General features: G+C 75.6%; 15 protein-coding genes. 11 read left to right on the top strand and 4 right to left on the bottom strand.

Annotated elements, in window-relative coordinates; genetic code table 11:
* The first annotated feature begins 715 nt into the window (after positions 1-715).
* Together JQN84_RS30155 and JQN84_RS30150 are read left to right on the top strand one after the other, a co-directional pair.
* Positions 716-1,645 carry a sulfite exporter TauE/SafE family protein gene (locus JQN84_RS30155; protein WP_204961987.1) on the top strand — a complete coding sequence of 310 codons (930 nt, stop codon included), beginning with the start codon at positions 716-718 and terminating at the stop codon, positions 1,643-1,645.
* 340 nt (positions 1,646-1,985) lie between these two features.
* The gene (locus JQN84_RS30150) at positions 1,986-2,825 is read left to right on the top strand and encodes a fumarylacetoacetate hydrolase family protein (RefSeq protein WP_204961986.1); all 840 of its coding nucleotides are present in this window, start codon (positions 1,986-1,988) and stop codon (positions 2,823-2,825) included.
* Between the two features lie 48 nt (positions 2,826-2,873).
* On the opposite strand, the gene JQN84_RS30145 is transcribed toward JQN84_RS30150, so the two are convergent.
* The gene (locus JQN84_RS30145; protein ID WP_204961985.1) at positions 2,874-3,611 is read right to left on the bottom strand and encodes an SDR family NAD(P)-dependent oxidoreductase; all 738 of its coding nucleotides are present in this window, start codon (positions 3,609-3,611) and stop codon (positions 2,874-2,876) included.
* A 233-nt stretch (positions 3,612-3,844) separates the two neighbouring features.
* On the opposite strand from JQN84_RS30145, the gene JQN84_RS30140 reads away from it, so the two are divergent.
* The 4 genes from JQN84_RS30140 to JQN84_RS30125 all read left to right on the top strand — a co-directional run bounded on the left by JQN84_RS30140 (position 3,845) and on the right by JQN84_RS30125 (position 8,130).
* A complete protein-coding gene (locus tag JQN84_RS30140; protein ID WP_204961984.1) occupies positions 3,845-4,531 on the top strand; it encodes a (Fe-S)-binding protein in 687 nt (228 codons plus the stop codon).
* Positions 4,528-5,970 carry a lactate utilization protein B gene (locus JQN84_RS30135; protein WP_204961983.1) on the top strand — a complete coding sequence of 481 codons (1,443 nt, stop codon included), beginning with the start codon at positions 4,528-4,530 and terminating at the stop codon, positions 5,968-5,970. Before JQN84_RS30140 ends, JQN84_RS30135 begins: the two co-directional genes overlap by 4 nt.
* Positions 5,960-6,481: a LutC/YkgG family protein gene (locus JQN84_RS30130; protein ID WP_204961982.1), complete on the top strand. Its 522-nt coding sequence runs from the start codon at positions 5,960-5,962 to the stop codon at positions 6,479-6,481. Before JQN84_RS30135 ends, JQN84_RS30130 begins: the two co-directional genes overlap by 11 nt.
* 65 nt (positions 6,482-6,546) lie before the next feature.
* A complete protein-coding gene (locus JQN84_RS30125) occupies positions 6,547-8,130 on the top strand; it encodes a DUF4139 domain-containing protein (RefSeq protein WP_204961981.1) in 1,584 nt (527 codons plus the stop codon).
* 7 nt (positions 8,131-8,137) lie between these two features.
* Here JQN84_RS30125 and JQN84_RS30120 read toward each other — a convergent pair whose 3' ends face one another.
* The 3 genes from JQN84_RS30120 to JQN84_RS30110 form a co-directional block, all read right to left on the bottom strand.
* The gene (locus tag JQN84_RS30120) at positions 8,138-9,670 is read right to left on the bottom strand and encodes a polysaccharide deacetylase family protein (protein WP_204961980.1); all 1,533 of its coding nucleotides are present in this window, start codon (positions 9,668-9,670) and stop codon (positions 8,138-8,140) included.
* Positions 9,671-9,782: 112 nt separating this feature from the next.
* Positions 9,783-11,159 carry a glycosyltransferase family 2 protein gene (locus tag JQN84_RS30115; protein WP_204961979.1) on the bottom strand — a complete coding sequence of 459 codons (1,377 nt, stop codon included), beginning with the start codon at positions 11,157-11,159 and terminating at the stop codon, positions 9,783-9,785.
* 1 nt (position 11,160) lies between these two features.
* On the bottom strand, positions 11,161-12,522 hold the full coding sequence (locus JQN84_RS30110) for a nucleotide sugar dehydrogenase (RefSeq protein WP_204961978.1): 1,362 nt from the start codon (positions 12,520-12,522) through the stop codon (positions 11,161-11,163).
* A gap of 577 nt (positions 12,523-13,099) precedes the next feature.
* Here JQN84_RS30110 and JQN84_RS30105 point away from each other — a divergent pair.
* From JQN84_RS30105 to JQN84_RS30085, 5 genes are read left to right on the top strand one after another with little or no spacing between them, the layout of a single operon-like run.
* On the top strand, positions 13,100-13,975 hold the full coding sequence (locus JQN84_RS30105) for a DUF4132 domain-containing protein (RefSeq protein ID WP_204961977.1): 876 nt from the start codon (positions 13,100-13,102) through the stop codon (positions 13,973-13,975).
* A complete protein-coding gene (locus tag JQN84_RS30100) occupies positions 13,972-18,720 on the top strand; it encodes a hypothetical protein (RefSeq protein ID WP_204961976.1) in 4,749 nt (1,582 codons plus the stop codon). Before JQN84_RS30105 ends, JQN84_RS30100 begins: the two co-directional genes overlap by 4 nt.
* On the top strand, positions 18,717-19,880 hold the full coding sequence (locus tag JQN84_RS30095; protein WP_204961975.1) for an ATP-binding protein: 1,164 nt from the start codon (positions 18,717-18,719) through the stop codon (positions 19,878-19,880). The genes JQN84_RS30100 and JQN84_RS30095 overlap by 4 nt, the downstream gene beginning before the upstream one ends.
* The gene (locus JQN84_RS30090; protein WP_204961974.1) at positions 19,864-23,379 is read left to right on the top strand and encodes a vWA domain-containing protein; all 3,516 of its coding nucleotides are present in this window, start codon (positions 19,864-19,866) and stop codon (positions 23,377-23,379) included. The genes JQN84_RS30095 and JQN84_RS30090 overlap by 17 nt, the downstream gene beginning before the upstream one ends.
* On the top strand, positions 23,376-25,277 hold the full coding sequence (locus JQN84_RS30085; RefSeq protein ID WP_204961973.1) for a hypothetical protein: 1,902 nt from the start codon (positions 23,376-23,378) through the stop codon (positions 25,275-25,277). Before JQN84_RS30090 ends, JQN84_RS30085 begins: the two co-directional genes overlap by 4 nt.
* Positions 25,278-25,281 lie beyond the last annotated feature (4 nt).

Genomic DNA, 25,281 nt, shown 5'->3' with positions numbered 1-25,281 from the left:
GCCAGTTACAGCCCGGTTAAATCCAACGATCATCGGGCTCTGGATGAAGATTTCCTACCAAGGCTACCGGATATGACGTCGGGTTAACCAGGGACGATGTTCTTCGATGTGACACCGCTGCCACCAGATCGTGGCACCGATGCTTGTCCAGTCATTTGCGGTTTTATTTCCAAACTGTTTTCTGCCAACGATGAAGTCCCTGGTAGTGGAAACCGATCCTTCCCGTATCCCACTATGTGGAACGGCCCTTGCCATCGATTGCGGTGTACATCAAAGATCCGTATTGGTATTCATGCCGTCATTGCCCATCGATTAGCTGTGGCATTCGTGAGGCGAGGTGGGATTGGTTTCCGATCTTTAGACTCCCTGGTGGGGCGCGGATAGGTCGCCGACCGTGCATCCGTCCCACCCGCCGCCGCTGACCTCGGCGGTGACCGCCGACCGGGCGACGAAGCCCCGCAGGCGTCACCGATAGCGGCTCTGGGCTGGCAAAACGCCACCCCATGACGACGGTTGACGTACTCCCTTAACGAACGTTTCACGCGCAGTCCGCCGGGTGGTCATACCTGCCCGCGGCGCGCGATCTGCGGGGGCGATTCCTCCGGCAGTACCGACCTCACACAGGCCGCGACCAGCCGGGACGGCCATCACCGCGACGATGGTCAGGCCCGGCGGGGCAGGCCTTCCCAATTCTCCTTCCGGATCGGCGGTAATTGTGCGTAGCCTGCTTCTTCTTGCCCTCGTCGGCCTCGGTGCGCAACTGGTCGACGGCAGTCTCGGGATGGCGTACGGCGTGACATCCACCACATTATTGCTGGCTCTCAACACAGGGGCGGCGAGCGCTTCGGCGACCGTCCACCTGGCTGAGATCGGCACCACCCTCGTCTCCGGCGCCGCCCACTGGCGGTTCGGCAACGTCGACTGGACGGTGGTCCGCCGGGTCGGCGTGCCGGGTGCGGTCGGGGCGTTCGCCGGGGCGACCTTCCTGTCCAGCCTCTCGACCGCGACCGCAGCCCCGATCATGTCGCTGATCCTGCTGGCCCTCGGCCTCTACGTGCTGATCCGGTTCACCGTCGCCGGCCTGCCCCGCGACCGGGTCGGCCTGCCCCTGCGCAAGCGCTTCCTCGGCCCGCTGGGACTCGTCGCCGGTTTCGTCGACGCCACCGGCGGCGGCGGTTGGGGGCCGGTCGGCACCCCGGCGATCCTGGCCAGCGGCCGACTGGAACCCCGCCGGGTGATCGGCTCGATCGACACCAGCGAGTTCCTGGTGGCGGTCGCCGCCAGCCTGGGCTTCCTGGTCGGCATCGGCTCGGAGAACATCAACTTCGGCTGGGTGGGCGCGCTGCTGCTCGGCGGCATGATCGCCGCGCCGATCGCCGCCTGGCTGGTGCGACTGGTCCCGCCCCGGGTGCTCGGCTCCGCCGTCGGCGGGGTCATCGTGCTGACCAACATCCGGACCCTGCTGCGCAGCGAGTGGATCGACGCTCCGGACGCCGTCCGGTACGCCTGCTACCTGGTCGTCGCGGTGCTCTGGGCGGCGTCGGTGACCTGGTCGCTGCGCCGGCACCTGGCCGACCGGCAGGCCACGCCGGTCGCCGTCGGGCCGGAGAACGGCACCGGGGAGCCCGCCACCGCGTCGAGTTGACAGCTCGGCCGACGGCTCCTCGACCTCCCGGCCCCCGGGCAGGTCGAGGAGCCGTCGGCGGCCCGCCCCGGGGGCAGCCGTGGCCTCAGCGCGCGGCGTGCTCGGTCCGGGGCCGGATCCGCCGGAGGACCTTCTCCGGACGGGTGTTCTGCGGAAAGCCGGTGAGGGGGACCATGCCGCGCGTGCCCCGGGTGGCCCTGCGGCACCGGGCCCGGCGGTGCCCGAACAGCCGGTCGCCGTCGGCAGGCCCGCGAGCGCCGGCGCACCCGTGGGTGGTGAGCGTCGTCGCCGTGCCGTCGGGCAGGATGGCGTGCACTGTCGTCAGTGGAGGGGGTGCCTGATGAAGCTGATGCGGGTCGGCCCGGCCGGCGCGGAACGGCCGGTGCTGTACGCCGACGGCCGGTACTTCGACCTGTCCGCACTCACCCCCGACATCGACGGCGCGTTCCTCGCCTCCGGTGGCCCGGACCGGATCCGGGCGGCCCGCGACCTGCCGGAGCTGGACGTCACCGGGCTGCGGGTCGGTCCGCCGGTGGCCCGCCCCGGCGTGGTGCTCTGCGTGGGGCAGAACTACGCCGCGCACGCCGCCGAGTCGGGCGTCGCTCCGCCCGGGACCCCGATCGTCTTCTACAAGGCGCCCAACACGGTGGTCGGCCCGTACGACGACGTGCTGGTGCCCCGGGGCGCCACCGCCACCGACTGGGAGGTGGAGCTGGCCGTGGTCATCGGCCGGCGGGCCCGCTACCTGGAGTCGCCCGCGCAGAGCCTGGCCCACGTCGCCGGCTACCTGGTCGCCAACGACGTGTCCGAACGCGACTTCCAACTGCGCGACTCCGGTGGCCAGTGGTCCAAGGGGAAGTCGTGCGAGACGTTCCAGCCGCTCGGCCCGTGGCTGGTCACCCCGGACGAGATCCCCGACGTGCAGGACCTCCGCCTGCGGTCCTGGGTCAACGGCGAGCCCCGGCAGGACTCGCGCACCGCAGACATGATCTTCGACGTGGCGTACCTGATCTGGCACCTGTCGCAGTACACGGTCCTCGACCCGGGCGACGTGGTCAACACCGGTACGCCGGAGGGGGTGGCCCTGTCCGGCCGGTTCCCCTACCTGCGCCCCGGTGACGTGGTGGAGGTCGAGGTGGAGGGCCTGGGCCGGCAGCGGGTCACCATGGCGGCGGCCTGACCGGCGACGGGTGAGCCGGCGGTCGGGAGCCGGGGCCGCGGCCCCGGGTCAGCGGACCAGCCGCAGGCCGGACATGCCCCCGTCGACGGCCAGCGCGGTGCCGGTGGTCGCCCCGGAGACCGGGGAGGCCAGGAACGCCACCGCCTGGGCGACCTCGTCGGCGGTGACCAGCCGGCCGGTGGGCTGCCGGGCGGCCAGCCGTCGCTTCTCCGCCGCCGGGTCCTGCGCGTTGGCGAGCAGCCGGGCCACCCACGGGGTGTCCACCGTGCCCGGCGCCACCGTGCAGACCCGGATGCCGTCGCCCACCAGGTCGGCGGCCATCGCCAGGCTGAGCGCGTGCACCGCGCCCTTGGTGGCCGAGTAGACGGCCCGGTCGACCAGGCCCGCCGTCGCGGCGATCGAGGTGATGCTGACGATGGCGGCGCTGGTCGAGCGGCGCAGGTGCGGCAGGGCCGCCCGGCAGGCGCGGGCCACCCCGACGACGTTGACGTCCAGGCACCGGTGCCACTCGGCGTCGTCGGCGGCCTCCACCGCACCGACCGCGCTGACCGCCGCGCAGTTCACCAGCACGTCGAGACCGCCCAGGGTCGCCGCGACCCGGTCCATGGTCTGCTCCAGCGGGGCGGTGACGTCGGCGGTGAGCCGCAGGTGCGCCCCGCCGGTCCCGGGATCGCGGTCGAGCACAGCGACCCGGGCCCCGCGCGCGGCCAGCAGGTCGGCGACGGCCGCGCCGATGCCCGAACCACCCCCGGTCACGGCGGCCACCAGGCCGCGGAAATCCGTCATCTCGGCACCTCGTCGACGGGCGGTGGCGGCCGGGGGACGCCCACCCGCGCCCGACGCCCACCGGGCCGGCACGCCGCGACGGCCGCCGGGCCGCCGGCCCGCCCCCGCCGGTGCGCCAGGATGCCGCACCCCGCGCCGACTGCATAGATCATATAGAATCCGTCAATCACGTCCCGGGCTGGCGAGGGGGCGTGACGAGGGGGCACGGCGAGGAGGCAGGGCGAGGGGGCACGGTGCGCATCGCGTTGTTCGTCACCTGCCTCAACGATGCGTTCTTCCCCCGGGTCGGCATCGCCACCGTGACCCTGCTGGAGCGGCTCGGCCACACCGTCACCTTCCCCGTCGGGCAGAGCTGCTGCGGCCAGCTGCACGCCAACACCGGCCACCGCGCCCCGGCCCGTGACCTGGAACGGCACACCGAGGCGGCGTTCGCCGGACACGACGTCGTCGTCTCGCCGTCCGGCTCCTGCGTGGCGCACCTGCGGGCGCACACCCGGCTGCCGGTGCACGAGCTGTCCGAACTGTTGGTGGACGTGCTCGCGGTGACCGACGTGGGGGCCCGCTTCCCGCACCGGGTCACCTACCACCCGACCTGCCACGGGCTGCGGATGCTGCGGCTGGGCGACCGGCCGCTGCGGCTGCTCGCCGCCGTACGCGACCTGGAACTGCTGGCGCTGCCCGAACCGGAGCAGTGCTGCGGCTTCGGCGGCACCTTCGCGCTGAAGAACGCCGCCGTCTCCGCGGCGATGCTCGCCGACAAGTGCGCCCACGCGGTCGCCACCGGCGCCGACTACCTGGCCGCCGCCGACAGCTCCTGCCTGGCCCACATCGGCGGTGGCCTGGCCCGCCGCCCCGACGCCCCGCGACCCATCCACTACGCCGAGATCCTCGCCGCCACCGGGCCGGGGGTGACCGGATGACGCCCCCGGCCCGGCGGCGACTGCCCATCGTGGCGGCCACCCCGTTCCCCCGGGCGGCGGCCGGCGCGCTGCGCGACGCCCAGCTGCGGGCCACCCTGGGCCGGGCCACCCGCACCATCCGGGACAAGCGGGCCGCCGTGGTGGCCGAGGTGCCCGACTGGGAACGGCTGCGCGAGCGGGCCGCCCGGGTCAAGGACGACGTCATCGACCGGCTGCCCGAGCTGGTGGACCAGTTCGCGCGGGCGGCCACCGCCGCCGGGGCGAACGTGCACCACGCGGTGGACGCCGCCGCCGCCAACGCGCTGGTCACCGAGCTGGTCCGGGCGCAGGGCGTCGACCGGGTGGTGAAGGTCAAGTCGATGGCGACCCAGGAGATCGGCCTCAACGAGGCGCTCGCGGCGGTGGGTGTCACGGCGGTCGAGACCGACCTGGCCGAGCTGATCGTGCAACTCGCCGACGACACCCCGTCACACATCCTGGTGCCGGCGATCCACTACCACCGGGGGCAGATCCGCGAGCTGTTCACCCGCCGGATGCCCGGCTTCACCGCCGACTCGGACGACCCGGCGGTGCTGGCCGGCGCCGCCCGGGAGTACCTGCGGCGTACCTTCCTGTCCGCCCGGGTCGCCATCTGCGGGGCCAACTTCGCGGTGGCGGAGACCGGCTCCCTGGTGGTCGTCGAGTCCGAGGGCAACGGGCGGATGTGCCTGACCCTGCCGGACACCCTGATCGCCGTGGTCGGGGTCGAGAAGCTGCTGCCCCGGTTCACCGACCTCGGCGACTTCCTGCGGCTGCTGCCACGCTCGTCGACAGGCGAGCGGATGAACCCGTACACCTCGATTTTCACCGGGGTGACGCCCGGCGACGGGCCGCGCCGGCTGCACGTCGTGCTGCTCGACAACGGTCGTCGCCGGATGGCGGCGGACCCGGTGGGTCGGGCGGCGTTGCGCTGCATCCGCTGCTCGGCCTGCCTGAACGTGTGCCCGGTGTACGAGCGGGTCGGCGGCCACGCCTACGGCTCGGTCTATCCCGGCCCGATCGGCGCGATCCTGTCGCCCCAGCTCACCGGGCAGGACGCCGGCCACAACGCGACCCTGCCCTACGCCTCGACGCTCTGCGGGGCCTGCTACGACGTCTGCCCCGTCAAGATCGACATTCCGGCGATCCTGGTGCACCTGCGCCAGACGGGGCCGAAGCCGGCAGCCGAACGCGCGGCGATGGCGTGGCTCGCCTGGACGATGCGCGACCGCCGACGGTGGCGGGCGGCGCTGCGCACGGCCCGCGCCGGTGGCCGGCCCCTGCGGGTGCTCAGCCGGCGGCACGGCGGGCGGCTGCGCCGGGCACCCTGGCCGCTGTCGGCCTGGACGGCGCACCGCGACGCCCCGCTGCCGGCCCCGGAGTCCTTCCGCGACTGGTGGCGTCGGACCCATGACTCCTGAGCTGGGTGCGCTCTTCGCCGCCCGCGCCGGTGACTACCGGGCCGGGGTGCACCGCTGCACCCCGACCGAGCTGCCCGACCTGCTCGCCACCCTGCTGGCCGGGGCCACCGCCGTGGTGCTGCCGCCCGCGACACCAGCGCAGTGGACCGCCCGGCTCGGCCCGCCCACCCTCCCCGGTGACCTGCTCACCGCCACCGAACTGGACGCGCCCGGCCTGGCCGTGCTCACCGGCTGCGCGCTCGCCGTCGCCGAGACCGGCACCCTGGTCCTCGACGGCGGCCCGGCGCAGGGCCGCCGGCTGCTCACCCTGGTCCCCGACCACCACGTCTGCGTGGTCCGGGCCGCGCAGATCGTGGCCGACGTGCCCGACCTGGTCGGCGCGCTGCCCGACCCCACCCGCCCGATCACGATGATCTCCGGCCCGTCCGCGACCAGCGACATCGAGCTGAGCCGGGTGGAGGGCGTGCACGGCCCGCGCCGCCTCGACATCGTCTGCCTGCCACCGGAGTAACCCACCCACCCGCCGGTCGGCCCGCCGTTGCGGCCGGGGTGCGCGCCCCGGCTACCCTCGCCGCCGTGGACGCTGTGGAGATCGAAGCACCCGTGGTCGCCGTGACCGTGTACCCGGACCGGGCCCGGGTCACCCGCCGGGCGAGCCTGCGGCTGGCCGCCGGTGAGCACCGGCTCCGGATCGCCCCGCTGCCGATGCGACTGCGCCGGGACTCGCTGCGCACCGGCGGCGCCGGCGCGGTCACCGTCCTCGGCGTGGAGGTGAGCACCTGGCGGCAGGCCCGCAGCACCGACGACCAGGTCGACGCGCTCACCCGGCGGGCCCGGGACCTGGCCGACGAACTCGCCGAGACCGACGACGCCGCCGAGGTCGAGACGCAGCGGCAACAGTTCCTCACCCGGCTGGCCGAGCGGGCCGGCGGCACGTACGCCCGCACGCTGGCCACCGGTGACACCGCCCCGACCGACGTGACGGCCTTCGCCGACGCGGTCGCCGCCCAGTTCACCGAATCCCACCGCCGCCGACGCGGGCTGGCCCGGCGGCGCACCGACCTGACCGAGGAACTGTCGGCCGTGCAGCGGCAGCTGGCCGACGCGGGCGGCAAGCGGCAGCCGGACCGGCTGGCCGCCGACGTGACCGTGGCGGTGGACGCCGACGACACCACCGTGGACCTGGAGCTGACCTACCTGGTCGACGGGGCACGCTGGCAGTCCTCCTACGACCTGCGGCTGGTCGGGGACGCCATGACCGTCACCTGGTCGGCCCTGGTCACCCAGGACACCGGCGAGGACTGGCCGGAGTGCGCGCTGCAGCTCTCCACCGCCCGCCCGGCGGCGGCTGCCGGCGTACCGGAGTTGTCGCCCTGGTACCTCGACCGGGTCCGGCCGATGCCGGCGACGTCGGCGGCGGCGAGCTTCGGCGCGCCGCCACCGCCCGCGCCGGGCGTGGCCCCGGCCGGCGGCGGCGGGGTGGCCCGCGGGGGCGGGCCGCGTCCGGTGGTACGCGACAGCGTCGCCGAGATCGAGCAGGGCGTCACCGCCGCGACCTACCGGCCGGCCCGCCCGGTGGCGGTGCCCGCCGACGGCAGTGCCTACCGGGCCGTCATCGCCGTGCTGGACCTGCCGGTCCGTCTCGACCACGTGACCGTGCCGCTGCGGGCCGCCGAGGCGCACCTGCGGGCGACGGTCCGCAACACCTCCACGCACACCCTGCTGCCCGGCCCGGCGGCGGTGTTCCACGACGCCGACTTCGTCGCCACCACCAAGCTGCCGACCTGGGCGCCGGGCGAGGAGACCGAGGTGGCGCTCGGGGTGGACGACCGGGTCCGGGTGGAACGCGAGCTGACCCGGCGCTCCGACACCCGGGCCGCGCTCGGCTCCACCCGGCGGCGGGACGTGGAATACCGGATCAGCGTGGCCAACCACACCCCGCGACCGGCGACCGTGGAGGTCCACGACCAGCTGCCGGTCTCCCGCGACGAAGCGGTGACCGTCCGCGAGGCCACCGTCGTCCCGCCGCCGGACGAGCGCACCGAACTGGGCGAGCTGACCTGGCGGCTGCGGCTCGGGCCGGGGGAGGGCGGCGACATCACCCTCGGGTTCCGGGTCGAACTCGGCAAGGGCGTCGAGCTGGCCGGCTGGCGGGAGTGACCGTCGCTCACCCCGCGGCGGTCACCGCCAGGGTGGCGACCGACGGGTGGACGGGGCCCTCGGCGTCGTCGATCGCCACCGCCAACCCGCCGGTGGCCCCCGGCCCGGTGGGGGTGGGCACCCGCAGGGCCGGGCCGCCGTCGACCCGGGCCGCCGTCACGCCGTCGCGCACGGTGACCGTGACCCGGTGGGTGGCGGCCGGGTCCAGCGTGGCCTCGGCGACCACCCGGCCGGCACGCAGCACCGCCACCCGGCCATGGGTCACCCGGACCGACACCGTGGCGTCACCGTCCACCCCGACCAGCACTGTCACCGTGCCGCCGTCGGCGCGCAGGCCGCGCACCGTGGCGTCGGCCGTGTAGCCGGTCCAGTCCGCGCTGGCGTACGCGAGCAGGGTGCCGTAGGCACGGCGTGGGCTGTCGGCGGGGAACCGGCCGGCGGTCAGCGGGGACAGCTCGGTCATCGGCTCACCGTGCTGGTCACGCCAGTCCCAGGCGCGGGCGAACGGGTCGGTCACCACGGCGGGCACGGCCGTGCGTTCGACGACGGCGCTGACCAGTTCGGCGGCCGTGGTCCGGGCGTACACCTCGGCCCGCTCGACCTGCCCGTCGGCGGCCGACCGGCGGCTGCTCGGCTGCGGGGCGAGCGACTTGTTGGTCAGCGCGGCGACGAACCGCGTGGCGATCAGGTCGCGGCTGAACGCGGCGGCCTCCGGGTCGGTCGTCGCGTCGCCGATCTCGGAGAACGGGTACGCGAACAACTGCGGGCGGGGCAGCCGGTGGTCGGTGAACGCGGCGAACATCGCGTCGAAGTCGGCGGTCAACCGCTGCCGGTAACCGGCCAGGCTCTCCTGCGCCCCGGTGGCCGGTTCCCACCGTCGGTGGGTCAGCGGGGAGCCGAGCCGCCCCGGCGCGGTCTGCACCCGGGTGTGCAGGTCGTGCGTGTGCGCCTGGAAGTCCCACCGGCCGGAGCGCCGCATCCGGTCGATCTCGGCCCAGCTCAGGTAGTACGGCCGGTGGGTGCCCACCTGCCCGGTGATCAGGTAGGAGGCGGCCACCATCCGGTGTCGTTTCAGGATCGGGTCGGCGTACGACCACAGCCCCCGGGTGCCGTCGTCGAAGGTGAGGTAGACCGAGCGGGCCGGCACCTCGCCGCCGCGCAGGTAGTCGACGTACTGGGCCGAGGAGATCGTCCGGTAGCCGGCGGTGCGCAGGGCGGTGAGCTGGGCGTCGAACGCCTCCGGGGTGACCACGTAGTGCTCCCGGCCGGTCGGCCCGGTCGCCTCGGGGTCGTCGCCGTGCGGCCGGATGTCGTGGTACGCGACCACCACCGGCGCGGCCCGGTCCGGCAGCCGCCCGGCCGTCTCGGTGAAGCGGCTCAGGTCGGCGGGGTCGACCCGGGTGACCGGGGTGTCGTGCTGCCCGCTGACGTGGCGGCGCAGGTCGTCGAGGTACCAGGACACCCCGAAGGGCGCCGCCACCACCAGCAGGGTGACCAGCGACAGCAGCCCGCCGAGCGCGCGGGGCCACAGCCGGCTCACCGGAGCACCCCGCCCCGGGTGAACACCACCGCGTAGAGCAGCACCAGCGTCCCCGCTCCGGCGAGGGTGAGCGCGACCCGGGCCAGTCGGGTCAGCACCCGCCGCCCGGCGTTCACACCGTGCTCCGCGACCACACGCCACGCCGGATCGTCCCCACCGACCAGGGCAGCAGCCAGGACAACATGGTGGCGGACAGCACGCTCATCAACGGCCGGTACGCCCAGCGCGGGTCACCCGGGTTGTCCAGCCGGTAGGCCAGCCCCCACGCGGTGCCCTTGAGCAGCACCCCGCACAGGTAGAGCAACGGCACCGCCCACCAGCCGCGCAGCGGCGCCCAGACCAGGTGGGAGAAGGCCATCGCCGGGGCCAGCGCGACCCACAGCGCGTGCCCGTAGTAGAGCGCGGCCGGGCCGGCGCCCCGCCGCCACATGAACGTGCCGGTGAAGAAGAGGTTCCGCACGTAGCTCTTCTTCCAGCGGGTCTGCTGGCGCAGGAACGGCCGCAGCCGGGCCGGCACGGTGGTCCACACCTTCGCCGAGCGGACGTAGCCGACCCGCCAGGCGCGCGGCGGATGGTCCTCGTCGCGGACGAACGGCGAGTCGGCGAACCGCGCCTTGAGCCGGTCGCCGATCCAGCGTTGCCCCAGCACGTAGCCGGTGAGCTGCCGGTCGGTGGCGAACCGGAACTCGCCGCCGAGGAACCGGTCGGCCGCCCAGGCGGGCAGGTAGTTGAGCACCGCCTCCCGCCGGAACACCGCCAGCGGGCCGGAGACGCAGGTGACCGCGCCGAACGACGCCTCGGCCGCCTTGGAAACCCGGAACTGGCCCTCGTACCAGACATCCTGCACCCGGCTGAGCAGCGACTCGTCGGGGTTGAGCGCGCGGGCGTGGCCGCTGACCGCGCCGAGGTCCGGTCGCCGCAGCAGCGCCTCGACGCAGCGCCCCACCGCGTCCGGGGCGAGCACGCAGTCGGAGTCGGTGAAGGCGAGCACGTCGCCGGTGGCGTACCGGGCGGCGTGCACCAGGGCCCGCTTCTTGCCGACGTTGCGGGGCAGGTGCAGCACGGTGACCGGGAGTTCGGCGGCGAGCCGGTCGAGCACCTCGGCGGTGCCGTCGGTGGAGCCGTCGTCGACGACGATCACCTGCAACGGGCGGTGGTCGCTGCCGGTCATCGACCTGACGCACGCCTCGATGCCGTCGGCCTCGTCCTTGACGGCGACCAGCAGGCTGACCGTCGGGGCCGGCGGCAGCGGCGGGAACGCGGCGGCGTGCCGGGGCTGCGCCGGGGCCTCGGCGGGGTCGACGTAGCGGGCGTAGGCCAGGTAGAACACGGCGACGGTGGCGGTGAGCACGGCGAAGCCGTAGAACGCCAGCAGCGGGGCGTACGGCAGCTGGGGCAGCTGGCGGGCCAGCAGCACGATCAGCGGCAGCAGCGCGAGCACGGTGAGCAGCCGACGCAGGCCGCGCCGGACGGGGGCGGTCGCCGGCATCTCAGACGACCTCCCGCCGGGGCAGCCCGGCCAGCCGGTAGGTGGCGTCGAGCACCATCGGTTGCCCACGCAGCCACGCCTCGTCCAGGTCGGACTGGTGGGTGTGCACGACCACCAGGTCCCACTCCCGGTCGGCCGGGTCGGCCACCCGGTGCAGGGTGTGGCCGTCGGGGGTGCGGACGGTGTCGACGAGGTCGTCGACGAAGCCGACCTGCGCGCCGGCCCGGATCAGCTCACCGATGATCTCCAGCGCGGGGGACTCCCGGACGTCGGCGACCCCGGGCTTGTAGGTCACCCCGGCGAGCAGCACCCGGGCCCCGAGCAGGGGGCGGCCGGCCCCGGCGAGCAGTTCCCGGACCCGGTCGACGACCCGGCGGGGGCGGGCGGCGATCCCGCGCATCGCGGTCTCGATCAGTGGTGCCTCGCGGCGCTGGCCACGGACCTGCCAGAGCAGGTAGTGCGGGTCACACGGGATGCAGTGCCCGCCCACGCCGGGGCCGGGCTGGAAGGCCATGAAGCCGTACGGCTTGGTGTCCGCCCCGTCGATCACCTCGGTGACGTCCAGGTGCAGGTCCCGGCAGAGGTCGGCGAACTCGTTGGCCAGGGCGATGTTCACCGCCCGGAAGGTGTTCTCCAGCAGTTTGGTCATCTCGGCGGCCTCGGGTGAGCCGAGCCGGTGCACCAGCGGGGTGATCCGGGCCAGCGCGGCGGCGGCCCGCGCGGTGCACTCGCCGGTGGTGCCGCCGACCACCCGGGGGGTGAGTTCCTGCCGGTGCCGGTCGTTGCCGGGGTCGACCCGTTCCGGGGCGAACGCCACGAAGACCTCCTGCCCGACCCGCAGGCCCCGGGCGGCCAGCGGCTCGACCAGCAGTTCCCGGGTGGTGCCGACGTAGCTGGTGGAGGTGAGCACGATGGTCTGGCCGGGGCGGGCGTGGGCGACCACCGCCGCACAGGCCGTCCGCAACGCGGTGAGGTCGGGGGCGAGGTGCCGGTCCACCGGGGTGGGCACGCAGATCAGCACCGTGTCGGCGTCGGCGATCTCGGCGACCGCGGTGGTGAGGCGCAGCGCCGGGTCGGATGCCCGCAGCGTGTCGCGCAGCCGGTCCCGGTCGTCGTCGAGCAGGTCGGCCCGCCCGGCCCGGATGTCGTCGAGCCGGGCCGGGGAGATGTCCACCCCGGTGACCCGGGCACCGCCGGCGACCAGGGCCAGGCTGGTCGGCAGGCCCACGTAGCCGAGGCCCACCACGGCGGTACGCGCACCGGGTCCGGCGGCGACGGCGGCAGCCGGCTCCGGCGGGGCGACGGGGGAGGCGGGCGCGCTGGTCGGGAGGTCGGCCCGGGCGGCGGGCAGGAGCTGCGACATGGTCGGTGGCCCTCACGGAAGGTGAACAGTGGTGACCCCAGAGTGCCGACCCGGCCGCCCCGTCGACTGTCCGTCGAACAGCCGTCCGGCCGCGGAAAGGCTACGGTGGGTCACCGTCCGTTCGGTCAGTTTTCGGCGTCGCGGCAGCCCGGACGCGTGGTTGCCGCCCGGGTGTCCTGACTCGCGGTGGTCCCAGTCGCCCCACCAACCCCACAGGTCACGGTGCTGTCGGCGGTCGACGTCGAGTAAGAATCATCACTGGCGGTGAACCGCCGGCCGTGTTCCGCCGCCCTGCCCCGGCCGACGCGGCGGGCCGTTGTCGTGCCCCCGGGGGCCCCGGGGTGGTCCGTCGGTCGCGGTCCGCAAAGCCTTGCCGGTCGCGGGTGCGGACCGGTGCCGGGCGGGCGGGGTGGCGCGGTCCACCGGACACCTGCTGGCATGCCCATCGATGGTCACCGACGGTGAGGTCGTCGTGTCGTTGTCGCGGCCCCGCCGGGTGGCGGGACGACGCCCCGACTTTGTCGTCCGGGTGGGCTAGCCTCCGGTGTCTTCTTCCGTCGAGACGTGGGGAGTCCACATGGGATGGTCAGAGGTGTCGGGTGGCTACCAGGTCACTCTCCGCGACGGTGACGTCGTCGCCCGGAACGCCAAGGGGCGGGAACTGCGTTCCGTGCCGGCGTCCCTGCGCGACGATCCGACGGTGGTGGGGCTGCGGCAGCTCACCGAGTGGCTGACCCGGCACGAGACCCAGTGCCGCACCGACATCGAACGCTGGATGGTGCGCTCGCTGCCGGTGCCGGTCGCGGTCCTGACCGAGGTGTGGCCGGACGAGACGTGGCGCTCCGCGCTCACCGACCTGGTCGTCGCGGTGCTCGACGACGACGGCCGGCGCGACCCGGACGGCGTGGGGCTGCTCCGCGAGGTGGTCGACGGCCAGGTCGGTCTGGTCGACCTCGACGGCGACAGCGTCCGCCGCAGCGCGGACCGGGTGGTCATCCCCCACCCGGTCACCCTCGACGACCTCGACGACCTGCGGGAGTTCGCCGCGGAACTCCAGGTGCGACAGTCAGTCGACCAGCTCTTCCGGCAGACCTGGGTCCGGGGCGCGGACGTCGACGCGACGGCGACCCGCTACGGCGGCTACGCCGGCGGCCGGTACGACCAGCTCCGGCACCTGACCGCCCGCGCGACGTCGCTCGGCTACCCGGTACGCGGTGGCAACGCGGTGTGCCGGATCGTCGAGAACGGCGTCACCGTCGAGGCCCGGTCGTGGGTCGGCGCGGACGACCCCTACTACGAGACCGAGACCGGTGACCTCGTCTTCACCGACCGGCACGGCACCGCCCTGCCGCTGGGCGCGGTCGGCCCGGTGGCCTGGTCGGAGGGAACCCGGATGGCCGCCGCGTTGTACGCCGGCCGGGTCGTGGCAGCAGAGCAGGAGGAGGACCGGTGAGCGTCGACGCGACGGACCTGTTGGAGGCGGGCGCCGTGCTGCCCGTCGGCACGGTGGTGGCCAAGGACGACACCACCGACACCCTGACCGCCCGCCGGTACACCCATCCCGTCCTCGCCGGACGGACCGTGGTCCGGCTGGTCAGCGACGCGCTGGGCGAGGCCGAGGACCTTTCCATGGAGTTCCTGGGCTTCGACCGGCCGCAGCGGGTGACCCCGGTCGGCGTGGTCCGCCAGCAGGCGCTCGGCTTCCCGGCCTGGGCCCTGGTCCACGACCCCGCCAACGGCCACCACGCGCTCGCCCTGGTCAAGGAGATCGAGCGGCTGGCCCGCATGGCGCGTTCCCGGGTCGGCCCGGCCAAGGACGGCTTCAACGCCCTCGGCGAGCGGCTGGCCCGGTCGGTGCCGCACTTCCTGCCGACGTTCTACGAGGAGGCCGGCCGGGCGTTCCTCGCCGCCGACAGCGTCACCCACGCGGCGACCATGTTCGGCAAGGCCCGCGACGCCGAACGCGCCTACGCCCTGACCATCGACGAGGACCGCCAGCACGCCGTGTTCCTGGAGTTCGCGCTGGCCGGGGCGTTGACCGCGAAGGCGCTCTCCGGCCATGCCCGGGACCTCGCGGCCCGGCGTACGCCCGCCGACGCGTACGCGATGTTCCTGCGGCTGTGCGTGGAGCGCACCCTGGGCGGCCTGCCGCCGTACGCGGCGATGCACACCGACCTGCGTCGACTGGCCCGCGCCGCGGGCCTCGACCCGGCCACCGAGGACGAGCGGGTGCTCGGCGAACTGCTGGCCGCGCCGGCCCTGCACCGGGCCCCGGAGGCGTTCTGGACGGCCTACCGGCAGCCACTGGCCCGGCTCGCCACGACCGACTCCGCACTGCGCGGCCGGCTGCTCGGGCTCACCCCCCGCAACTGCGGCGACGACGTGTGGCTGGCGGTGCTGGAGGAGGCCGACGCCACCAGCGCGCTGACCGGGCCGGCTGGTGCCGTACCCGCCGAGGCCGAGTCGCCCGACGGGCCCGCCGGCTGGCTGCGCCGCTTCGACGAGCACCGGGAACGCCGCTCGTGGCGGGTCCGCAAGCGGCACCCCGGGCTGCTCGCCCTGGTGGAGCGGATGGCGGGACGACTCAAGGCCGACGGGGTGCCGGTCGCGCTCTGCCGCGCCCACGACGCCGTGGACCTCGACCTGCTCGACACCTGCCTCGCGCTGGGGGTGCCCGTCGCGGACCCGGCCGGCGACGTCCGGCACCGGCTGGACAACTGGTTCTCCGACGACACCGACGGCCGGCGTGACCTGGTCGCCGTCGCCGCCGACCCGCGGTTCCTGCCGGTGCTGGTCGAGGGCGTCGAACGGCGACTGCGCACCGGTGGGCGCGACCAGCACGACCCGACGCCCCGGGTACGCGAGATCGTCGCGGTGCCCGGCCTGCGGACCGCCCTGCGCAGCTGGCTGGACACCCTCGCCGACGCCGTCGGGCGACAGGGGCTGCCGACGCTCGACCAGCACCTCGACCGGGTCGGCACGGTCGCCTGCCCGACCGGCTTCGCCGTCAACCCCGACGCGGTACGCCGGCTCGTCGACCACGACCTCGGCCCGGTCCTCGGCCGTACGCTGCGCTCCGGTCTGCTCGACGAATACGGCTGGCCCGCCCTGGACACCGCCGCCGAACGGCTCACCGAGTCGACCGTGGACGTCGCGCTCACCGGGCAGTGGCCGTACCTGCTGCTGGTCACCGGCGACCTGGTGACGGTCGTCGGGCCGGACGGGGTGGAGCAGGAACACCTGATGCGGATCCCGGCCGGGGAGAACCGGTACCGCTGGCGGCTGGTGCTGCGCCACGTCGACGGGCAGCTGCTGGTCTGCTGGGACCGGGGCCGGGACCGGGCCGCCTACTGGAGCGGCACCCCGGACGACATCTTCACCCTCGCCGACGACGCCTTCACCACCTACCCGCAGCTGTCGCTGCCGCTGCCCGGCGGCGGGCGCACCATGGGCCGGCGTCCGTTGCGGGTCGGTGACCGGGCCGAGCGGACCGGCGGCCGGGTGATCAGCGACGGCGACACGTACTGGGTGCGCGCCGCCGACCACCCGATGGGCTGGCAGGAGTACGACCCCACGACGGGCGAGCGCGGACGGTTCTCCCGGCCGACGTTCTTCGAGGACGGCACCGTCGACGGTCGACCCCTCGACGTCGGGGCGTCCTGGCTGCGCCCCACCGGGTCGTCCGACAGCCCGCTGGGCCGCGCCGACGGGCTGGCCGGCTGGCGGGTCCGCCGCACGGCGGACGGCGGCTGGTCCGGTGAGGCCGTGAACGGGCGGTCCTTCGCCCTGCCGGCGGGTGCCGCCGACGGCAGGCTCGCGGCGGCGGTGCGGTTCCCGGGCGCGGACACCACCTTCGGACTGCTGCACGGGGGCCGGGGCGCCAACGGCGAGCTGCTGATCTGCGCCGAGGACGGCTTCCTGCTCGGGCGCTACCAGTCCGGTGGTGAGCGGTCCGCCTTCGCCGCCGGCAGCCGGTTGGTGCCGCCGCCGGAGTACTGGCACTTCCTGCGGCCCCGCGACGAGGCCGGCTCGGCGGCGCTGCGCGGCGTCACCGACGCGCAGGCCGGCACCCTGCTGGCCGAGGCGGCCGGGCTGGACGCCGCCCAGGTGCCTGCCCTGGTCGGCCGGCACCTGCCGCAGCTCACCGCGCCCGCCCTCGTCGCCGGGGTCGCCGGGCTCGTCACCCGCGCCGCCGAGCAGGTGGCGCGGCTGCGGACGCTGGCCGCCGTGCTCGACGGCGAGCAGGACAACGCCCTGCCGGCGCAGGAGGCCCCGGCCGGGTCGCCGGCGGTCGACCGGCTGCTCTCCGAAGGGCTCGCCGGGCTGATCCAGTACTGCTACGCCGCCGAGGACAGCTCGCTGCGGCTGATCGCCAGCGCGGGTGCCGCGCTCACCGGCCCCGACCCGACGCCTGCCGCCCGGATCCAGCTCGACGGTGACCTCGACTGGTTCGACCTGCTGGGGGTGCTGCCGGCCGCGATGTACCGGGCGGTGGCCCCGATCTGCCTGTCCGAGGTCCGCGAGGCGCTGCTGACGATGCTGGAGGTGTGCGCCCGCTCCGGGCTCCTCGCCCCGGGCAGCCGGCTGCGGCGGGCCACCCTGGTCGCCGACGCCCACCAGCCGGTCGACCAGGTCCGGGGGCAGGTGCTCACCGTGGACGGCCGGCGGCTGCTGGTGCTCGCCGTCGACACCGACGACCGGGAGGTCGAGGTGCTCGACTGGACGCCGACCGGGCGGTTCTCGGCGGTGCCCGGTTTCCGGATCACCGAGGAGGAGATCCTGCCGACAGGTGACGTCACGCCGCAGCGGATCGACGCATTCGTCCGGCTCGCCCGGGCCAACGGGCCGCTGGAGTGGCAGCCCGAGTGGGCCCGCACCCTGTCCGACACGGCGGGCATGAGCCACGCCGAGGCGGTGCTGCTGCTGACGGGCCTGCCCCGGCTCGTGTGGGGGAAGGCCCCCGACGAACTGCTGACCATCCTCGAACTGCCCGACCCGGCGGCACCCGCCGCGGCGGCCCGGTTCTGGGGCACCGACGGTCGCGGTCGGCAGGCCTTCGGCAGGCTACTCGGGCAGCTGATCCCGCAGGACCCGGCGCAGCTGTGGGTCGACGGGCCCCGACAGGATCTGATCGTCGAGGAGTGGGTGCGGCGGCACGGGCCACGGCGGCCCGTGCCCGACGAGTTGATCGTCGCAGTGGACCGGGCCGAGGTGACCAGCCCGCTGCCGGCCTCGACGGTGCTCCACTGGGTCGCCAACGCGGCCACCGGCCGGTGGCTGGCCGGTGCCGGCACCGGCGTCGACGACGATGACGCGCTGATCGCGCTGACCAGGACACTGCCGTGGCTGGCGTACCACCTGGCCGTCGACGACCCGATCCGCTCGGCGCTGCCGGTGGCCGCCGACGTGGCCCGGCAGCGGTTGGCCGACCCCGGCTTCACCGTGTTCGTCGGGCACGTGGACGGCACCAGGCTGCCGGCGTTCACCGGCGCGTTCGGCCTGCCGGTGACGACCGGCCCGGCCGGCACCGAGGTCGGCCCGGTGCTGATCCCACCGACCGACCGCTGGCACCGCGTCCGGTTGTACCCGGCCCGGCTGTCCGGAACGGACGACCCGGCGCTGACCGTGCTGCGGGCCCGCCTCGACCACGTCAACGAGCAACTCCTCGCGGCCCTGGGGGCGTTGGTCGGCGGTCAGCTCACCGAGGTGGTGTCGCACGTCGTCCCGGCGATGGACGACGGCTTCGCACAGGACCCGACCCGGTCGGACCCGGACCTGGTCGCCACGGTCGCCTCGACGCTCGGGCTGGGCGGCGACGCCGCGGCGCTGTACCTGCAACTGCTCGCCCTGCCCGATCCGACCGACCGTAACGTGGCCCGGTGGACCGGCTGGAAGCCGGCCCGGCTCAAGGCCGCCCGCGCCGAGTTGGCCGCCACCGGGCACGTCGTGGCGGCGAAACGGCCCCGGGCCGGGCGGACGCTGTTCCTGCCCGGCGGCTGGTTGACGCTCAAGGCGCCGCTGCTGCCGTTGGAACGGTGGAAACTCCCGCTGCTGATCGGGGGCGAGGGCGGCGTGACCGCGCTGGGCATCGTCTCCCCGGTGGCTCCCCCGCCCCGGCTGTTCGCGCTCGCCTGGGCCCGGGTGTGCGCGGGCGACGCACCCCGCTTCGACGATCTCGTTACGGAAAGGCGCCGATGAGCACCACGACCACCCCGGCGGCCCGGCAGGTCCAGCCGGCCGAGCACGCCCACGCCGCCGAACTGGCGTTCCTCGCCGCGTACGACGACGGGCCCCGGCCGCCGGGCTGGCGGTTGACGCCGCGCGCGGTCGTCACGTTCATCGTCGGCAGCGGCGGCGTCGCGCTGGAGCTGCCCCGGTCGGCCCGCCGCGACGACCTGCCCCGCACGCTGACCGTGACCGCCAAGTTCGTCGGGGAACGGGCGCTCGTCGAACGCTGCGTCGTCACCCTCGCCGGGGAACGGGGCCTGCTGCTCGTCGGCGAACCGGGCACCGCGAAGTCGATGCTGTCGGAGCTGCTGTCCGCCGCGATCTGCGGCAGCAGCGAACTGGTCGTGCAGGGCACCGCCGGCACCACCGAGGACCAGCTCCGCTACGGCTGGAACTACGCGCTGCTGCTCGCGCACGGGCCGAGCGCCGCCGCGCTGGTGCCCTCGCCGATCCTGTCCGCGATGCGCACCGGCGCGGTGGCCCGGGTGGAGGAGATCACCCGCTGCCTGCCGGAGGTCCAGGACGCACTGGTGTCCATCCTGTCCGACCGGCGGATCGCGGTGCCGGAGCTGTCCGGCACCGCCGACGCCACCGTCCCCGCCGCACCCGGGTTCACCCTGATCGCGACCGCCAACCTGCGCGACCGGGGGGTGTCGGAGATGTCGGCGGCGCTCAAGCGCCGGTTCAACTTCGAGACCGTCGGCCCGATCGGCGACCTGGCCCAGGAGATCGCCCTGGTGCAGCGGCAGGCCCGCGCCACCCTGGAGCGGGTGCACGCCCCGTTCGCCGTCGACGACGCCGTGCTGGAGGCGCTGGTCACCGCGTTCCGTGACCTGCGGGCCGGGCAGTCGGTCGAGGGTTGGGAGGTGGAACGGCCGTCCACCGTGATGAGCACCGCCGAGGCGGTGGCGGTCGCGTCGTCGCTGGCGCTGGCGGCGGCCTACTTCCCCGGCGACCGGGACGTGGTGTCGCTGCTGCCCGGCCACCTGCTCGGCGTGGTCCGCAAGGACGACCCGGCCGACGGGGCCAAGCTGCTCGGCTACTGGGACGGCGCGGTGCGGCGACGGGCCGAGGACGGCGCACGACTGTGGCGGCGGCTGTGGGAACTGCGCGATGTCCTCACCGACTGACCCGACCGCGCCCGCCGCCGGGGAGCCGACGGCGGTCGACCCCACGGTCGCGGTCGCCGCGCTGGCCGGGCACCGCCGGCCGTACCTGATCGGGGTACGGCACCACTCGCCCGCGCTGGCGGTGGCCCTGCCCCGGCTGCTGGCCGGATACCGCCCCGAGGTGCTGCTCCTGGAGCTCCCGCCGGAGCTGGGGCGGTGGCTGCCGTGGCTCGCCGACCCGGCCACCACCGCCCCGGTGGCACTGGCCGGGGTCCTCGGCGACGGCGGCGGGCCGGCGTTCTACCCGTTCGCCGACTTCTCCCCGGAGCTGGTCGCGGTGCGCTGGGCCGCCCGTAACGGGGTCCCGGTCGTACCGTGTGACCTGCCGCTGGCCGACCCGGCCTGGCGGCAGCGGGAGCCGGGTGCCGCCCCGACGCCGGGCCTGTCGTTCGCCGGCGCGCTGCGCGCCGCCGGCAGCGGGCGGGCCGACGAGGACCTGTGGGACCGGACGGTCGAGGCCCGCGCCCCGGGCGCCGACCCGGAGGCGGTACGCCGCGCGGCGCTCGCGGTCGGTTGGGCGCTGCGCGCCGACGCCGAACGGGGGCCCGGGGTGTCCCCCCTCGACCTGCGCCGCGAGGCCCGGATGCGGCACTGCCTGGCCGAGGCGGGACAGCGTCGGGTCGCCGCCCTGGTCGGCGCGTTCCACGCCCCGGCGTTGCTGGCCGGGGAGGAGGCCCCGGCACCGGCCGACCCGACCGGGGCGTCGGAGGTGGTGACCTCGCTGGTGCCGTACACGTTCGGGCTGCTGGACGCCCGGTCGGGCTATCCGGCAGGCATCCGTGACCCGCAGTGGCAGCAGTCGGTCCTCACCGCCGACGGCGACCCGGCCGCCGTCGAGTCGGCGACGACGGACGCCGTGGTGGCGGTCTGCGCGGCGATCCGCCGGGCCGGTCACCCGGCCGGCCCGGGGGAGGCCCGGGAGGCCGTCCGGCTCGCGCTCGACCTGGCCCGGCTGCGCGGCCTGCCCGCGCCCGGCCGGGGCGAACTGGTCGAGGCGATCCAGAGCGTGCTGGCCCACGGCGAGGTGCTCGGCCGGGGCCGGGCGGTGGCCCACGCGATGGAACAGGTGCTCGTCGGGGACCGGCGCGGCGTGCTGGCCCCCGGCACCCCCCGCTCCGGGCTGGCCCCGGCGGTCCGTGAGCTGCTGGCCGGGCTGCGGCTGCCCGGTGCCGGCGACCCGGCCCGGGAGCTGCGGCTGGACCCGCTGCGCTCCGCCCTGGACCGGCGGCGGGAGGTCACCCTGCACCGGCTCCAGGTCTGCGACGTCGCGTACGCCGAACAGGTCGGCGGCACGGGCGTCGGCGGGGTCGACGCGGTCACCACCCGGTGGCGGGTGCAGTGGTCGCCCCGGACCGAGGCGACGATCGAGGTGGCCGGGCTGCGTGGGGTGACCCTCGGCCAGGCCGCCGAGGGCGCGCTGGTGCAGCGGCGACGGCGGGAACGCGCCGAGGACGGCCCGACCGTCGCCGCCGTGATCACCGGCCTGGCGGACGCCGCCCGGTGCGACCTGAGCGGGCTGGCGGCCCGCCGGCTCGCCGAGGTGGCGGTCACCGTGCCGGCCGAGGGCACCCTCGGTGAGCTGGTCACCGCGTTGGCGCTGCTCGACCGGCTGCGTCTCGGTCAGCTGCCGGGCGGTGCCGACTTGCCGCCGGACGAGCTGGGCCGGGTCGCCGAGGCGCTGGAGAGCGCGGCGGTCCGGCAGGTCGACGGGCTGACCGGCGCCCAGGACGTCGCTGACGCCGAGGCGTTGGCCACGCTCGCCCAGCGGGCCGACGCCGCCGGGGCGGGGCTGCGGCTGGCCGACTGCCTGGCCCGGCTCGCCGCCCGGGGCACCCCGCTGATGGCCGCCGCCGCCGGGGCGGTCCGGGTGCTGCTGGGCCTGCGGGAACCCGCCGCCTTCGGGCGACTCGTCGCGTCCTGGGTGGACACCGCGTCCACGCCCGCCGGGCGGCAGCAGCTCCAGGGCCACCTGACCGGGCTGCTGGTCGTCGCCGAACCGCTGCTGCGGGCCAGCGGCGAGGTGTTCGACGGGCTCCTGGAGCGGGTCGAGACCCTGCCCGACGAGGAGTTCCTCACCCGGTTGCCGGCGTTGCGCGCCGGCTTCCACGTGGTCAGCCCGGCCGGCCGGGACCGGCTGCTGGAGGTGGTCCGGGGGCGGCTCGACGACACCGGCCCGGACGCCGACATCGCGGTGCTCGACGATCCGGACGCCCTGCTGATCCGGTTGCGTGCCGACGCGGCGGGCCGACTGGCGCTCCAGGCGCAGGGCCTGCTCGCCGCCGAGCCGCCGGACCCGTCGCCGGAGCCGCCGACGGCCGCCGACGCGACGCGACCGGCCACCCGGTCCACCCCGGCCGGCGGGTTGTCGACGGTGGACCGGTGGCGACTGGTGCTCGGCCGGGAGTCGACTCGGGTCGGGCCGCGCGCCCGCCGGTACGCCACCGCCCTCGACGAGCTGTACGGGGCGGGCCGGGGCGAGGGGGCGGCGGCCGAGGCGGCCGGTCGCGCCGGTCGGGAGGTGTCCTTTCCCGGCGTACGGGAGTGGGCCGGGGAACTGTCCGCCCTGTTCGGCCCCGGGGTACGCGAGGAGGTGCTGGCCCGGGCGGTGGAGGCGGGCCGGCTGGACGCGGCCACCGAGCTGGACCCGGCGGCGGTCCGCCCGTCCGTCGAACTGCTCCGCGACCTGCTCACCCTCGCCGGTGGGCTGCCGGAGTCCACGGTGGCGCGGCTGCGCCCGCTGGTGGCCCGGATCGTGGCGGAGCTGACCCGGCAGTTGGCTGCCCGGCTGCGTCCGGCGCTGACCGGGTTGACCACCCCGCGTCCCACCTACCGGCCGGGCGGGCCGCTGGACCTGTCCCGGACGCTGCGGGCCAACCTGGCCACCGCCCGCCGTGACGGGCGGGGCCGGGTGACGCTGGTGCCGGAGCGGCCGGTGTTCCGCACCCGGGCCCGCCGGGGGGTGGACTGGCGGCTGGTGCTCGTCGTCGACGTCTCCGGGTCGATGGAGGAGTCGGTGATCTGGTCGGCGCTCACCGCCGCCGTGCTGGCCGGCGTTCCGGCGCTCAGCACCCACTTCGTCGCGTTCTCCACCGAGGTGGTGGACCTGACCGAGCGGGTCGACGACCCGTTGGCCCTGCTGCTGGAGGTCAGCGTCGGCGGGGGCACGCACATCGCGGCCGGGCTGCGTTACGCCCGGTCGCTGGTCACCGTTCCGCAGCGGACGATGGTGGTGGTGATCAGCGACTTCGAGGAGGGGTACCCGATGGGTGGTCTGCTGGCCGAGACCCGGGCACTGGTCGAGGCGGGCTGTCAGGTGCTGGGCTGCGCCAGCCTGGACGACACCGGCCGACCGCGGTACTCGGTGGCGGCGGCGGGTCAGCTGGTCGCGGCGGGGATGCCGGTGGCCGCGTTGAGCCCGTTGGAGCTGGCCCGGTGGGTCGGCGAGCAGGTGCGGCAGTGACCGGCCTGCCGCCGGTGACCGCCCCGGTGCTGGCCGAGGCGTTGGACGCGCTGCCCGCCCGGCTACGCCGCAAGGTCGACGACGCGGTCGTCCGGGCCGGCGGCTGGCCGGTGACCGGCATGGACGGCGGGGTGACGGTCCAGGTCGACGAGGCGACCACGGTGACCCTGGTGACGGTCGACGGGGTGGTGCGCCACGCCGCCGACGCCCGGTGCAGTTGTCTGCTCGCGCCGAACTGCCTGCACCGGATGGCGGTGCTCGCCCTGGCCCCGGTGGACGACGCGGCTCCGGTGCACGACGCGACCCCGGTGGGTGGGGCGGCTCCGGCCGCCGACGCGGCTCCGGGGGAGGAGGCGGCTCCGGGGGACGGGGCGGCCCTGCCGCGGGCCGTCGACCCGGCCGCTGTCGACCCACCAACCGGGTCGACAGGTGCCGCGGTGCCGGCCGGTGCCGGGTCGCCGCCCGCACCCACCGGGCGGCAGCGGGCCGCCGCCGACGGGTTGTGGCAGGTGGGCGTGGCGGTGCTCGCGGCGGGGACCGTCGGCTGCGGGGTGGTGCTGCGGACGGCCCTGCTGCGGGCGGTGCACGAGGCGCGGGCCAATGGCCTGCACCGGGCGGCGGCCTCCGGCACCCGGGTCGCGGCGGGGCTGCGGGCCGCCCGGGAGGGTGAACCCCAGCACCGGCTGGCCGATCTGACCGACGACCTGCGGGAGCTGCTGGCGGTGTCCCACCGGCTGCGTGGGGACGCGCCGGCCGGTGAGCTCGGCGCGTTGCTGGGCACCGCCCGGCGGGCCTACGACCCACAGGCCGGCCTGCGACTGTACGGGCTCTGCACGGTCCCGGTGGTGGCCGATTCCGGGTACGCCGGGGTGGTCACCTACCTGGCCGACCGCGACTGTCGACTCTGGATGGTCGCCGACCTCGCCCCGGGGGACGTGGGCCGGGCCGCCGGTGCGGGTGACGCGACGGTGGCGGTGGGCGAGTCGGGGCTCAGCCACCGGCAGCTCACCCGGGCCGGGCTGGTGGTCTCCGGCGGCACCGCTTCGGAGTCGGGGCAGTTGGGTGCCGGCCGGGCGGTCCGCGCGGCCCGGGCCGCCGGGGTCGGCTGGGCCGACGAACCCCTCGCCGGGCTCTGGACGCAGCCCCTGCCCGACCAGGTCCGGCGGGCCTTCGGCGCGGTGGCCGTGCCGCTGCCGGAGCGGCCCGCCGGTGCCGACCTGCTCTTCCTGACCGTACGGGTGCTGGGCGGGCACGGGCACACCGTCCTGGTCGACACCGCCGACGGGGCGGTCCTCACGCTGACCGTCGCCGACGAGCACGCCGCCCTGCCGCACCGGGCCAACCTGCGCCTGCTGGGGCAGGCGGTGGGGGCGCGGCTGCGCCTGGTGGGTCGTCTCGATCCGACCCGCCGGGCGACCGTCCAGGCGCTCGCCGTGGGACCTGTCGACGGCGACGGGCCGGGGCTGGCCCTGCCGGAGAGTTGGGCGGGTCACGCCGACCTCGGCTACGACCGGCTGCACACGAGCCAGCTCAGGACGGCTGATGGCGCGGCGGCGGTGCCACCGCCCGACCGGCTTCCGGACGCTGCCGCTCCCCGTCCCCGGCTCGGCGATCCCGCCCTGGGGCTGCTGCGTCGGCAGGTTGAGCGGGTCGTCTCGGGTGGTCGGGCGATCCAGGCGTTGGCCGACCCGACGGAGCGGAGGCTGCGTTCGGCCCGCCTGGACCTGGGCGCGCACCTGCTCGCCGCGATGGGATCGGCGGCCCGGTCTCGGCCCCGGGACGCCTTCGGGCGGCTCACCGACGACGACGGGCAGGCGTTCGCCGAGTCCTGGCTGGCGTTGGCGGTCTACGAGGAGGCGGCGTCCCGGGCGTCGGCGGAGGCGTCCTGGCTGCCCTGACCGT

The organism is Micromonospora humidisoli (assembly GCF_016900955.1).
In the GTDB taxonomy this organism is placed as follows: domain Bacteria; phylum Actinomycetota; class Actinomycetes; order Mycobacteriales; family Micromonosporaceae; genus Micromonospora; species Micromonospora wenchangensis.
This window is presented reverse-complemented; position numbering and strand designations above follow the sequence as displayed.